This window comes from Sphingobium aquiterrae (genome assembly GCF_037154135.1).
Classification (GTDB): domain Bacteria; phylum Pseudomonadota; class Alphaproteobacteria; order Sphingomonadales; family Sphingomonadaceae; genus Sphingobium; species Sphingobium aquiterrae.
On record NZ_JBANFL010000032.1, the window covers coordinates 1 to 12941 of the forward strand.

Here is a 12941-nt window from a genome sequence, read left to right on the forward strand (position 1 = left end):
CTGCAAACGGGCCAGATCAGCGAGCCTACCGGCCATCATAATTGTCGGCACCTGGCCATCGTAAATGTCGCCGCGCACTCAGACCAAATTCGCGTACGGCGGCGATCAGTGCTGAGCGCTGCCGAACACCGAACTTGCGGTATAGAGCATTGCGATAGCTTTTGATCGAGCTTTCGCTGAGATTGAGGCGAGATGCCATTTCGCTGCCAGACAGGCCCAGCAACATAAGATCAAGGACATCGCGCTCGCGGGGGCTTAAAGTAGCAGCAACAGGCCCAGCAGCAACGCCTCTGTTTCTCGCGATTGATTCATTTTTCTGGTGATGACCGATCAGACCGAGGACCCGTTCGAGTGTCTCTGCACCAGCAGGAAGCGAGCGCAGGGCGTCCCCGCTCAGCCATATCTCTTCCATCACCAGCCCGGCCAACAGGGCATCGCGCTGGTCCGATAGAATGGCATCGATTGCGTTCTGGGGCAATTGTCTGACGGCGACATGAACCAGCCCGCTCAGCAGGCTTGCTGAATGGGCTAGTAGCGTCAATCCCCGGTCATGCGCTTCACTGGCAAGCCGCACCAGCTGGGCTGCGCTATCAGTTGGATCGATACGCAGGGTTAGCCTGGCCCGGGCAAGCCGCCCCTGAAACCAGAGCCAGGGGGCAAAGACAGCCGTGCCCTGGGGCTGGTCGCTGAGAGCCGCAAGGGTGCTATCGACATGATCGATCATATCAATCGTGCCAATTATTTCTGCGCGCGCCAGTCCCAATGACAGGAGCACGCGAGGTGCGCCGATATGATGGGCGCGCTCACGTCCTTCGTCCAGTATTGCGATGGCCCGGCCGCGTTCCCCGTGCCAAAGCGTGCTACGGGCGCGGACACGATAATAAGCTTCGACCAGAGGTGGCCACGGCTCCATCCGATCGATGACGGCGAGCGAATGGTCGAACATTGCCTCTGCCTTAGCGAAATTCCCCTGATGCTGCATCACCTCTGCAATGAACAGGCGGCCCATCAGGTGATGCGGAGCATTAAGAAGATGTTGGGTCGTTTCCGAATGGACATGCCGATACTGTTCAAGCGCTTGCGCGGGGTATCCCTGTCGAAGCATGGTCTGACCAAGACGTAGTCGCGTGTAGACGTCCGCCAATATGGCGCCTTGCTCCTGATAGCGCATACAGGCGGCCTCCCCAAAATGTTGGGCGCGGACCAGATCGGCTGCGTCCACGGCGGCGAACATGGGCAGATTATATTGGATCAGGGTGGTGGTAACGGGCGGGGTCCGCATCGTCTCACAGCGTTCGATCAGGGGCGTGACCTCGCTGTCGAGGATCGGTTCGTCACGATAATGGCGCAAGAGGATGCTCATGGCGTCTCGTTCAGCATAAAATACCGGATCGGCGGTAATGCTGGAGGCTCGCAACAGCCGCATCTGGGCATCTGCTGCCGCCAGCTCGCCATTCTGGATCAGCCCATAAATGACGGCGATCCATAGGCGAGGCGCGCGCGTGAGCGAAGCCAGCGGCAATGCCGACAGCTCTTTCAAGCCCGACATCCCCTTGATCAGCCCCATCGGCCAGTCATTGCCCTGCAGCCGCGTAACCGAGTCTGTCAGCGCATAGTCACCGGCCGGCAGGGCATGACGCAGCGCCTCCAGCGGCTCATTGCGCATGATGTGCCAGTGAGCTGAGCGAACATGCATGCGCCGCTCGTCGATGCGGTCGTCCTGTTGCAGCGTATCCCGGAGGAAATCGCGCACGACGCCATGGAAGCGATAGGAATCTGTGCGCGCCTCGTAGATGAGCGGAAATCCGCTACGCCGGGCCTCACCGATCAACAGATGCGCATCGGCTCTTTCCATCAGAAATGCGGCGTGCTGGTTCGAAAATGCCGGTGTGATGGACATGGTGATGAGCAGTTCGCGTACCGCGGCGCTTTGACGTTCCAGTAGCTGGCCGATCATTGCGCGCAGCACCTCGATACCGCTTTCCACCTGATCTTCCGCGCCGGAAAGGACGGACAATGCAAGCGGCCATCCGCCTGTAAGGCTATGCAATTCCAGGGCATCTTCTTCCGTGCAATCCTCAGGCAGGAACTGGCGCGCGTCTTCTATGCCGAACAGCAGGTCTTCCGATGTCACGCGCGTCAACCCGCCAGCGGCGGCATGGCGCCCGACCGGGATGGGGCACGGTGGGGCGAAAGCGAGGACGAACCGGACCTTGTCGGACGCATTGTCGATCAGGGCCGTAAGCCTGCTCAAAACCTCACCCCCGAGTTCTTCGATATCGTCGATAAAAAAGACCAATGTCCGGGAGAATATCGAGATCGCGGCCAGCAGTTCGCTGAAGGAGGTGATTTCTTCGGTCGCTCCGCGCAAGGACAGTGCCTGCGCCACCATTTCGATCAGCGAGCGTTCACTGGCAGCCAGGCGTGTTCCCGGAAGTAACGCCGTGCGTATTCCCCGACGGCGGATCGTGTCTTCCCATTCCTGAAGAAACAGGGTCTTGCCATAGCCGCGTGGCGCTTCGACAAGCGTGATCCGGACACGCGGCTCCATCCCCAGACGATGAATGAGCGGCGCGCGTGTCACTACACACGATCGAGTGGTCAATGGAACGTCCTCCTGAGGTAGCGCGCCGACGCTTTGGGAGTGCCGGCGCGGAGGTTGGAAGGCTCCTTCCCCCCCTTTTGGATGGCTGGCGCTGCGGACCGATAGGGAGTGCAATCCAGTCTTCTGAGCCTTCGGTCTAGTCATCTGTTTGGAGCGTGCAATGAGTTTCGTCCGTAACTGCTGGTATGTCGCGGCCCGCGCCGAGGAAGTGACCGCAGAAGCGCCTGTTGCGCGCACTTTGCTGGGCAGTCCTGTCGTGTTGTTTCGCCTGCCGGATGGCACAGCGACCGCGTTGCTCGACGTTTGCCCCCACCGGGCCGTGCCGCTTTCAATGGGCACTGTCTGCGATGGGCGGATCCGCTGCGCCTATCATGCGCTGGAATTCGATGGCGATGGTATCTGCCGGCTCAATCCACACGTGCCCGGGCCGCCCGAGGCGCTCAGGACGCGTCGCTTTTCGGTGATTGAGCGCTATGGCCTGGTTTGGTTCTGGCCCGGCGATGCGCCCGCCAATGAAGCGATGATGCCCCATTATCCGCAGTTCGATCCGGGTTCCGGATATGAGCAGGGTGGATCATACACCCATGTCGAGGCGGACTATCTGTTGATGCTCGACAATCTGTTCGACCTCTCCCATGCCGAATATGTGCATCCCACCAGCGTCGGCGTACCAGGCGCGAGCAAAGTTGCGCAATATCGCGTTGTCCGCGAGGATGGGGCTATCCGGCTACACTATGATATTCCAAATGTGCCACCGCCAGCCGTGTGGCATGCGGCTTGGGACCGGTCGGAACGGATCGACCAGCATGCGCACATGCGCTGGACCGGGGGCGGCAATGTCTATCTTTCACTCTGTGTGACTCCGGCGGGAAGGCCCGTTGATGAAGGATGGAATCTCCCATTTCTGCATCTATTGACTCCGGAAACCGAGACCACGACGCACTATTTTTGGACATTCGCGCGCGACTTTCATCTTGGCCAGCCGGGCCTCACCGAAGCGGTCGAACAGGTCAATCGGCAGGCATTCGAGTATGAGGACAAGCCGGTGCTTGAAGCATCGCAACTTCGGATTTCGCTGACTGGGGCAAAACTTCGCAACTTCAGTCAGGGTGATGCCGCTTCAATGTCGATCCGTCAGGCTCTTGCCCGCCAGGCGATGGCCGAGGCGGCCTAACGCCCGCCTCCCTTTAAACCGGACAGGCGGTAGCTCGCATTGAAGAGCCAGCACGCCCCGTCGCGCCGACACTTACCTAGAGGACTGAAATGACCGAACATAAGAATATCCGGCTAGGCGTTCTCCTGCATGGTACTGCGTCGGCTGCGAGTATTGCGCCGCTCGCCGCTTCGGTCGAAGCTGCCGGATTCGATGAATTCTGGGTCAGCGAAGACTATTTCATGCTGGCTGGTTTCTCGAGCGCAGCGATCGCGCTCGCCGCGACGCAGAAATTGCGGATCGGGCTGGGCGCGGTTGCTTCGGTCGCGCGCCATCCAGCCGCTACAGCGATGGAAGCCGCGACGCTCGCGACGGCGTTTCCTGGTCGCTTCGACCTAGCGATCGGCCATGGTGCCTCTGTGTGGATGCGGCAGATGGGGGTGCTGCCGAAATCGCCGCTCACCTCCATGCGGGAATGTGTGACAGGCATAAAGGCATTGCTGGCCGGAAAAACCCTCGATACCGAAGGGCAGTATTTCACCTTCGGTGCCATCTCACTGACGCATAAAGCCCCTGAGCAGAAGGTTCTGACCGCTGTCGTCGGGCCGAAGTCGATCGACCTGACCGGCGAGATCGGCGATGGCCTGGTAATTTCGGTGTTGGCAGGGCCGCGCTATGTGGCCGCAGCGCGTGCGCGCCTGACAGAGGCCGCCAACGCAGTTGGGCGCTCGGAAGCGTTAACGTTGCCGACCTATGTGCTCGCCGCGCTTGACGAGGACGCCGCGACGGCACGCGCCGCGATCAAGCCGATGCTGGCCTTCTACCTTGCGATCATGGGCCCCACCGATCTAACCGGCTGCTACGGCATAAACGACCAGCTTGCCGACATGATCGCACGTGGCGGGGCCGATGTGATCGAACGCGAAATGCCCGACGAATGGCTCGAATGGCTGGGGGTCTGGGGCACGCCCGACCATTGCGTTGCACAAATCAGAGCGCTGCACGAAGCAGGCGCGACATCGGTCGTGCTCGTGCTCGTTGCCCATGACAACGAAGCTATCTCGGCCCAGATCGATCTGTGCGCTCGCTCCATCCTCCCCGCGTTGGCAAAATGACCGAGGCAGCGGCACTCGCGCAGATGTTCGAGACAGAGACGCTTGAAACGCTGATGATGCGGGCGGCGGCGCTGCGGGACTCGGGGCATGGCATCATCCAGACCTATTCTCCCAAGGTCTTCATCCCGCTCACGCAGCTTTGCCGCGACGCATGTGGCTATTGCACGTTCGCGCACCCGCCCCGGCGCGGAGAAGCGGCGTTCATGACGCGCGACGAGGTGCTGGCCGTGGCGCGTGCGGGCGCGGCAGCGGGATGTGCGGAGGCACTTTTCACACTCGGGGACAAACCGGAACTGCGCTACCTTTCCGTGCGCGACGAACTGGTGCGGCTGGGCCATGAGACGACCCTGTCCTATCTGGCCGAGATGTGCAGCCTGGTCGCCGAGGAAACCGGTCTGCTACCACACGTCAACGCCGGGGTGATGGGAGCGGAAGACCTCGCCATGTTGCGCCGGGTGTCGGTCAGCCAAGGCCTGATGCTCGAAGGGGTGGCGCCAGCGCTGGCCGAGCGGGTCGGGCCGCATTACGGCTCTCCCGACAAACTGCCCGAACGGCGGCTGGAGACGATCCGGCTGGCAGGCACATTGTCCATCCCTTTCACTTCGGGCATCCTGATTGGAATCGGCGAGACACGAACGGATCGCATCGCCGCGCTGCTGGCTTTGCGCGACCTCCATCGCGAACATGGGCATATCCAGGAAATCATCATTCAGAATTTCCGCGCCAAGCCCGGAACGCGGATGGCCGGGGTTCCCGAGCCGACGCTGGACGACTTGCTTTGGACGATTGCCGTGGCGAGATTGTTGTTCGGACCGGCGATGACGATCCAGGCGCCGCCCAACCTGACGCCCGAAAGCTATCCGATGCTGATTGCAGCGGGAATCAACGACTGGGGCGGCGTTTCTCCGGTGACGCCAGACCATGTCAATCCCGAAGCGCCGTGGCCGCACCTTGCCGAGCTGCGCGCACGCACGGCGGCGGGAGGCAAGCGGCTGGTCGCCCGGCTCCCTGTCCATTCGCCCTATATGGCGGATGTCGTGCGCTGGCAGGACGCACGCATGATTGGCCCGGTACTGAAACAGTCCGATGCCGAAGGGCTGCTGCGCGATACCAAATGGGCGCCGGGTCGCGAGATGGCGGTGCCGCAGATAGCTTTCGTCGATGACATCAAGGACAAGGCGATCACCGCCGCACTCGATGCACTGTCAGCCGGGCACGCGCCGGATGAGGCGATGATCGTTCGCCTGTTCTCCGCGCGTGGCAGCGATGTCGAACGGATCTGCCAACGCGCCGATCTGCTGCGCCGCCGGACGGTTGGCAATGAGGTGACCTATGTGGTCAACCGCAACATCAACTACACCAACATCTGCATCTATTCGTGCCGCTTCTGCGCCTTTTCCAAAGGGCGGGGGCATCAGGCATTGCGCGGCAAGCCCTATCTGCTCGACCTGGAAGAGATCGGCCGACGCGTGGCTGAAGCATGGCAGCGCGGCGCGACCGAAGTCTGCATGCAGGGCGGCATCCATCCTTCCTACGATGGCAATACCTACCTCTCGATCGTGGAGGCTGCGAAGCAGGCCTGTCCGGACATGCATGTGCATGCTTTTTCGCCGCTGGAAGTGACGCAGGGCGCGCGGACGCTCGGGCTGGCACCGGCGGTGTTCCTCGCGCGGCTCCGTAAGGCAGGACTTGGCAGCCTGCCGGGGACGGCGGCGGAAATCCTCGATGACGGGGTACGTGCCCGATTATGCCCGGGAAAGCTGTCGACGGACGAGTGGCTGTCGCTGGTCGAGGACGCACATCTGGTCGGTCTGCGCACGACCGCCACTATCATGTTCGGCCATATCGAACAACCGCTGCACTGGGCACGGCACCTGCTGCGCATCCGCGCGGTGCAGGCCAGGACAGGCGGCTTCACGGAGTTCGTGCCGCTGCCGTTCGTCCATATGGAAGCGCCGATGTACCTCAAGGGCCAGTCGCGGCGTGGACCGACGTTTCGCGAGGTTCTGCTGATGCATGCGATCGCCCGTCTGGTCCTTCATCCGCTCATCATCAACATTCAGGCGTCATGGGTCAAGCTAGGCAACGCTGGCATTCGGGCCTGCCTTACTGCCGGCGTCAACGATCTGGGCGGCTCGCTGATGGACGAGAGCATCTCGCGCGCGGCAGGCGCCAGCTTTGGTCAGGAAATGACGCCCGATGCGATGGAACGGCTGATCGGGTCCGTCGGTCGCGTGCCGCGACGCCGGACGACACTGTATGGCGCATTTCCGGCGGAAGAAGAACCGGTGGCTTCCTGATCGCCATGAACGCCCTGTCCATCATCGCGCTGCATGGTATTCCGATCGTCAGGACTGGCGATGATCTGCCGGCGATGCTCCTCGACAGCCTTGCGGCATCCGCGCTGGAGTTGACCACGGGCGATGTGATCGTGCTGGCGCAGAAGATCGTTTCCAAGGCAGAGGGGCAGATGGTCGCGCTGGCCGACGTTACGCCATCGTCCAATGCCCGGGCGCTGGCGGCGGAAAGCGGCAAGGACCCCCGGCTGGTCGAATTAATCCTGTCAGAGGCGGAGTCGGTGGTGCGCGTGCGGCCCAACCTCATCATCGTGCGCCATCGCCTGGGGTTCGTCCTCGCCAATGCCGGGATCGATCATTCGAACGTGGCGCTGGATCAGGATCAGGTGCTCCTGCTTCCGCTCGACCCCGATGGATCGGCCCGCAGAATCAGGGAGGCGCTGTCGATGAGCACGGGGCAGCGTATTGCTGTGCTGGTGATCGACAGTATTGGACGGGCATGGCGCAATGGCACGATTGGTACTGCGATCGGCATCAGCGGCATGGCTGGGCTGCTGGACCTGCGCGGACGACTGGACCTCAACGGTCGCCCGCTCCAGAGCAGCGAACTGGGCTATGCCGATGAGGTGGCCGCCGCAGCTTCCCTCGTCATGGGGCAATCCGACGAGGGGGTGCCCGCAGTGTTGATCCGTGGCCTGGCGCCGGTGGCGATGAACGGCAGTGCTGCCGATCTCATTCGACCTCCCGCACTCGATCTGTTCGGCTGAGCCATGATATTGGCGCTGGCAGGCGGAGTCGGTGGTGCGAAGCTGGCGGACGGACTCGCGCGGATATTGCCGCCGGATGCGCTGGCGATCGCGGTCAATACTGGCGATGACAGCGAACATTTCGGCCTCCTCGTTTCCCCCGATGTTGATACGGTGATGTACACATTGGCGGGAATTGCCAACCCCGTCACCGCCTGGGGTCTGGCGGACGAAAGCTGGGAATTCATGGCCGCCGTGGAGCGGCTGGGCGGGCCGGACTGGTTCCGGCTGGGCGATCGAGATCTGGCGACCAAGGCGGAACGAACGCGGCGGCTGCACGCTGGCGACACCCTGACCGCTATCACGCGCGACCTTGCGCACGCGCTGGGCGTCCGACACGCGCTGTTTCCTATGACAGACGATCCGGTGCGGACGGTTCTGGAAACCGACGAGGGGACGCTGGCTTTCCATGATTATTTCGTCCGCCGCAGGTGCGCGCCACGCGTGCGCGGCCTATCCTATGCCGGTGTCGAGCAGGCGACGCCGAGTCCGGCCCTGAGCCGAGCACTTGCGTCGCCCGCGCTGGAGGCGATCATTCTCTGCCCGTCCAATCCCTATCTCAGCATCGCTCCGATCCTCGCGCTGCCCGGTGTTCGGGCGGCGATGAAGCGCCGTGGCGTGCCAATCGTGGCCGTGTCTCCCATTGTCGCCGGTGCCGCCATCAAGGGACCGCTGGCGCGCATGATGGCGGATTTCGACATATCCGTTTCTCCACGTGGCATAGCGGCGCTTTATGACGGGCTGATCGACGGCATCGTGATCGACCGGCTGGACGCGGATCGGAACGTGCCGGATGTGGAGGTCCACGCGACCAATATCGTGATGGCCGATGCAGTGGCGCGTGAGCAGGTGGCGCGCGAAGTCGTCGACTTTGCGCGGCGGCTGCTATGAGTTTGTGGTTGGCCATTGCCGCCAAACCGCCCGAGAGTGGAAAGACCCGGCTCGCCGGGATGCTAACCCCTGCGGCGCGCGCATGGCTGTGTCGGGCGATGGCGGACCATGCGCTGACCGTCGCAACGCAGGTCGTTTGCTCCGTCCGTTGCCTGCTGGTCAGCGCATCGCCTGACCTGCATGAATTGGCGCGAAGCCACGGAGTCGAGTGTCTGTCGGACGAAGGAGAGGGGCTGAACGCGGCGCTTGCCATGGCGTCCTGCCATGCCCGCTCGCGAGGCGCGACCGCTCTGCTCACCCTGAGTGCCGATCTGCCATGGCTCGGTCAGGGTGATCTGCGGGCGATGCTGGCGACCGACGCCGATGTGGTCATCGCGGCTGACCGGTACGGGACGGGTACGAACGCGCTGCTGCTGCGTCCGCCCGGGCTGATTGCATATAGCCATGGCGAAGCCAGCCTGTTCCGGCATCGTGCCGAGAGCCGCCGGATCGGTGCGCGCCTTGTGGAAATCTACCGTCCCGGCCTTGCTTGCGACCTCGATACGCCCGCTGACTTGGCACCCCCCTTTTTAGGCAGGTTTCTACGCCTTCACCCGCGCGGCACTCTTCATCGACCACTTTATAGGAAAGACTGCATATGACCGATCCGGTTGCCGAAGCTACGGCTGAAATCCAACGGCTGCACGATATCTGGTTCGAAGCCAATATCGATTTGAAGAGTCATTTGCTGCCTGGCGTGTTCGCTGGCGAGCGCTTCTTCGACTATAATCTCAATGGCTATCGCTATGACGGTGTTTCCGAGATGGAGAAGCTGTGGGAACCCGCCCACATGAAGGCCGCGTTTGAGATTCTCGAACTCGCCAATATTCGTAACAAGTCGATCGTTGCGACCGCCGACATCGGCTGGCTGACGCTTGAGGCCGATTGCGTGATGAAGATGATCACCGGCGGCATGGGCGATATGGGTGGCGAGGGGGACCTTGTCACGCTGCCGTTCCGCATCACCGAATGCTATCGTCGCGACGACGGCAATGGCAACTCGGAATGGCGGATGTGGCATTTCCATTGTTCGCCCGAACGAACCGATGTCGAAAAGAGGTTCGATCCGGCGTGACCTATTCCATCGTCGCGCGCGACCCGGAAACGGGCTGTTTCGGGGTTGCGGTCCAGTCGCACTTCTTTGCGGCAGCCAGTGTGGCGAGCTTTGCGGAGGCCGGCGTGGGGGCGATCGCCACGCAGGCCTTCGCCTCACGCCAATATGGTGCGTTGGGAATGGACATGCTGCGCGCTGGATTGTCCGCCCCTCTGGTCCTCGATGCGCTGCTGCGTCTCGATCCTGGCCGGGACGTACGGCAGGTCGGCATTGTCGATGCGTCGGGACAAGTGGCCAGCTTTACCGGGAAGCGCTGTGTCGTGTTCGCTGAACATCGCCTCAGGGATGGAGCGGCCGCGCAGGGCAATATGCTTGCGGCACCCGGCATCCCCGATGCGATGCTGGCTGCCTATCAAGGCAGTGGCGACGATTTCGCCGGTCGCCTGCTCGCAGCGCTGGATGCGGCGGAGGCAGCGGGCGGCGACGCACGCGGCAGGCAATCAGCGGGGCTTTTGATCGTCGGAACGGATCGCACCCCTCAGCCTTGGCACGCAATACTCCACGACGAGCGGGTTGACGATCACGATACGCCTTTGGTGGAATTGCGACGCCTCGCGGCGCTGCGGCGCGCCTATCGTAACATCGGCGGCATCCTTTTCGATGAGGGGCCGTTGTTCACGCCGGTCGCGGAAACGAAACCCGCCGATCTCGATCTTGCGCTGGCGGCATTGCGGGAAAGCAGGCTCGCGGGGGGCGAGGCGCTACAGGAAGCCAGCTTGTGGGAAGCCGTTCTGCTCGCGCGTTTCGGGCGGATGGAGGAAGCAGCGGCCAGAGCGCCCGCGCTGTTTGCGCGGCAACCCAAGTTGGCGACCTTCATATCAGGGTTGGGTAAGGTCGGCTTCTTGCCACCTGAAGCTGCCGCCACTCTCCTAGCGGCAGGCCGTTGACGGTGGCAGATGTTCTGCATGAAATCGTTGCGGGGTCGACAGGGCGACTGGCGGTGAACCTGTACGGCTGGCCCGGAACAGGGGCGACCCCGCTCATTCTTGTGCACCCCGTCAATACCGGGGGCGGGGTGTGGCACCGCGTGGCGGCCGCGCTCTCGCTGATACGGCCGGTTATTGTGCCCGATTTGCGGGGGCATGGCGCTTCCGGGAAGGACGGGCCGTTTCGCGCTGCGGACTATGCCGCGGACGTGCTCGCCGTGCTTGACCACCTCCGGGTGCCGCGCGTGCATGTTGCCGGAGGCTCGATCGGGGGGCCAGTCGGCATCTTGCTCGACGCGGATGTGCCCCAGCGTATCGTGTCGATCGCGTCTTTTGGGGGCGCACTTACGCTGCACCTCCCTGACGAGGCGATTGCGTCGCTGGCCCTCACTGCCACCGAGCAGGGCGGCGATGGTTTGATTCAGATGCTTCTGCCGACCGCATTCGGCAAGGCGTCGCGGACGCGGGAACTGGTGAACAAAGCGATCTCGATCGCCAGCGGCCGCGATGCTGAGCTTATCATAGCAATCATCCGTGGCGCCTTTGCGACCGACGTGACGGCGCAGGCTATGCGATGTCGTGCTCCCGCGTTGATCGTTAATGGCAGCGAAGACGCGACCTGTCCGCCTGAAGCGGGCGCGACGATGGCAAACGCCATTCGCGGGCGGTTCGTCGGGCTTGACGGTATCGGCCATCTGCCGATGATGGAGGTGCCTGAAATGGTAACTGCCCTGCTCTGTAAGCATTGCACATATGCGGAGGCGAACGATGCCTGAACTTCCTTCCACCGAAACGGTGGAACTGCTGGGCCACCTGATTGCCTTCGACACGGTATCCTCACGCAGCAATATGGCGTTGATCGACTATGTGGCCGCGAGGCTCGGCAGCCTCGGGATCGTGCATCGCATCCTGCCTTCTGCTGACGGGAAAAAGGCCAATCTGTGGGCGATGATTGGCCCTGATCGTCCAGGCGGTGTAGTGCTGTCGGGGCACAGCGACGTCGTACCGGTCGAAGGCCAAACATGGGACAGCGACCCTTTCACCATGCGCTGCGACGGCGAACGGCTCTATGGGCGGGGCACGACAGACATGAAGGGCTTTATCGCCTGTGCGATCGCCGCGCTTGAACGGCATCGCGAGGCGCCGCTGGAGCGCCCCATCCACCTGGCAATCAGCTATGACGAAGAGGTTGGCTGTCTTGGTGCGCCGTATCTGATCGACTGGCTGACAAATCTGCCCATCCCTCCTGCAATCGCGCTCATAGGCGAGCCAACCAGCATGCGGATCGTGAACGCGCACAAGAGCGTGACCGTCGCCCGCACGGAGATCAGCGGCGTAGAAGCGCATTCGAGCATGGCGCATCACGGCGTGAGCGCGATTGATCTGGCCGGACGCATGATTGCCGGGATGAAGGATATGGAGGCCGACTTGGCTGACACGCATCGCGACGACCGCTTCCTTCCCGATCGGGCCACCATCTCGGTCAACCGGATCGGCGGGGGAACCGCTGTCAATATTCTGGCTGGGCAGGCGTGGTTCGACTGGGACGTGCGGGGTATTCCCGATGCCGATGGCGATACGGTGCTCGGGCGGATGGACGCACTTCAGCAGGCGGTAGCGGGGCCTGCCGCACGCTCTCACTCTGGCGTAACGATAGGCACGCGCGTTCTTGCCAATGTCCCGGCACTTGCTCCCGAGTCGGAAGGCGCGGCCGAGACATTTGTGCGAGCGCTTCTGGCTGATTTCAGTAACGACGCCTGTGCCGTATCCTATGGCACCGAAGCCGGTCAGTTTCAGCGAGCGGGCATGTCAGCGGTCGTGATCGGTCCGGGTTCCATAGACGAGGCGCATAAGGCCAATGAATTCGTGGCGCTTTCGCAACTGGCCGCATGCGAGTTGTTTCTCGACGCGGTGGTTGTGGCGTTGAGCGGGCAGGAGGAAACGACGCTTGATGCGGGACATGGTTGATCATCTATGCATTCATGATAACCTTTT

11 protein-coding genes are annotated in these 12941 nt (G+C 62.5%); 10 read left to right on the forward strand and 1 reads right to left on the reverse strand.

Translation table 11 applies throughout. The features are described 5' to 3' along the window. Positions 1 to 25 precede the first annotated feature (25 nt). The gene (locus WFP78_RS22090; RefSeq protein ID WP_336966611.1) at positions 26 to 2584 is read right to left on the reverse strand and encodes a helix-turn-helix transcriptional regulator; all 2559 of its coding nucleotides are present in this window, start codon (positions 2582 to 2584) and stop codon (positions 26 to 28) included. 181 nt (positions 2585 to 2765) lie between these two features. On the opposite strand from WFP78_RS22090, the gene WFP78_RS22095 reads away from it, so the two are divergent. From WFP78_RS22095 to argE, 10 genes are all read left to right on the forward strand, one after another. Beyond that, positions 2766 to 3779 (forward strand): aromatic ring-hydroxylating dioxygenase subunit alpha, encoded by a 1014-nt coding sequence (locus WFP78_RS22095; RefSeq protein WP_336966613.1) that lies wholly within the window; start codon positions 2766 to 2768, stop codon positions 3777 to 3779. Positions 3780 to 3868: 89 nt separating this feature from the next. Then, complete coding sequence (locus tag WFP78_RS22100) at positions 3869 to 4873, forward strand: LLM class flavin-dependent oxidoreductase (RefSeq protein ID WP_336966615.1); 1005 nt, start codon at positions 3869 to 3871, stop codon at positions 4871 to 4873. Further along, entirely contained in the window at positions 4870 to 7173 is a 2304-nt protein-coding gene (cofH, locus tag WFP78_RS22105; RefSeq protein WP_336966616.1) for a 5-amino-6-(D-ribitylamino)uracil--L-tyrosine 4-hydroxyphenyl transferase CofH, read from the forward strand. The genes WFP78_RS22100 and cofH overlap by 4 nt, the downstream gene beginning before the upstream one ends. 5 nt (positions 7174 to 7178) lie before the next feature. Then, positions 7179 to 7937, forward strand: coding sequence for a coenzyme F420-0:L-glutamate ligase (cofE, locus tag WFP78_RS22110; protein ID WP_336966618.1), 759 nt, complete (start codon positions 7179 to 7181; stop codon positions 7935 to 7937). A 3-nt stretch (positions 7938 to 7940) separates the two neighbouring features. Beyond that, positions 7941 to 8867: a 2-phospho-L-lactate transferase gene (cofD, locus tag WFP78_RS22115; RefSeq protein WP_336966620.1), complete on the forward strand. Its 927-nt coding sequence runs from the start codon at positions 7941 to 7943 to the stop codon at positions 8865 to 8867. Between the two features lie 8 nt (positions 8868 to 8875). Next, positions 8876 to 9508, forward strand: coding sequence for a 2-phospho-L-lactate guanylyltransferase (cofC, locus tag WFP78_RS22120; RefSeq protein ID WP_336966622.1), 633 nt, complete (start codon positions 8876 to 8878; stop codon positions 9506 to 9508). Further along, a complete protein-coding gene (locus WFP78_RS22125; RefSeq protein WP_336966624.1) occupies positions 9505 to 9981 on the forward strand; it encodes a hypothetical protein in 477 nt (158 codons plus the stop codon). The genes cofC and WFP78_RS22125 overlap by 4 nt, the downstream gene beginning before the upstream one ends. Further along, complete coding sequence (locus WFP78_RS22130) at positions 9912 to 10907, forward strand: DUF1028 domain-containing protein (RefSeq protein WP_336966626.1); 996 nt, start codon at positions 9912 to 9914, stop codon at positions 10905 to 10907. The genes WFP78_RS22125 and WFP78_RS22130 overlap by 70 nt, the downstream gene beginning before the upstream one ends. A gap of 2 nt (positions 10908 to 10909) precedes the next feature. Continuing rightward, entirely contained in the window at positions 10910 to 11722 is an 813-nt protein-coding gene (locus tag WFP78_RS22135; RefSeq protein WP_336966627.1) for an alpha/beta fold hydrolase, read from the forward strand. Then, positions 11715 to 12914 (forward strand): acetylornithine deacetylase, encoded by a 1200-nt coding sequence (gene argE / locus WFP78_RS22140; RefSeq protein WP_336966628.1) that lies wholly within the window; start codon positions 11715 to 11717, stop codon positions 12912 to 12914. Before WFP78_RS22135 ends, argE begins: the two co-directional genes overlap by 8 nt. The last annotated feature ends 27 nt before the right edge of the window (positions 12915 to 12941 follow it).

What these genes read in the sequence shown, in the direction of transcription:
- WFP78_RS22095 (WP_336966613.1), top strand. Translation starts at nt 2,766, where the DNA reads ATGAGTTTCGTCCGTAACTGCTGGTATGTCGCGGCCCGCGCCGAGGAA.
- argE (WP_336966628.1), top strand. Translation starts at nt 11,715, where the DNA reads ATGCCTGAACTTCCTTCCACCGAAACGGTGGAACTGCTGGGCCACCTG.
- WFP78_RS22100 (WP_336966615.1), top strand. Translation starts at nt 3,869, where the DNA reads ATGACCGAACATAAGAATATCCGGCTAGGCGTTCTCCTGCATGGTACT.
- cofE (WP_336966618.1), top strand. Translation starts at nt 7,179, where the DNA reads ATGAACGCCCTGTCCATCATCGCGCTGCATGGTATTCCGATCGTCAGG.
- WFP78_RS22130 (WP_336966626.1), top strand. Translation starts at nt 9,912, where the DNA reads ATGGCGGATGTGGCATTTCCATTGTTCGCCCGAACGAACCGATGTCGA.
- cofD (WP_336966620.1), top strand. Translation starts at nt 7,941, where the DNA reads ATGATATTGGCGCTGGCAGGCGGAGTCGGTGGTGCGAAGCTGGCGGAC.
- cofH (WP_336966616.1), top strand. Translation starts at nt 4,870, where the DNA reads ATGACCGAGGCAGCGGCACTCGCGCAGATGTTCGAGACAGAGACGCTT.
- WFP78_RS22125 (WP_336966624.1), top strand. Translation starts at nt 9,505, where the DNA reads ATGACCGATCCGGTTGCCGAAGCTACGGCTGAAATCCAACGGCTGCAC.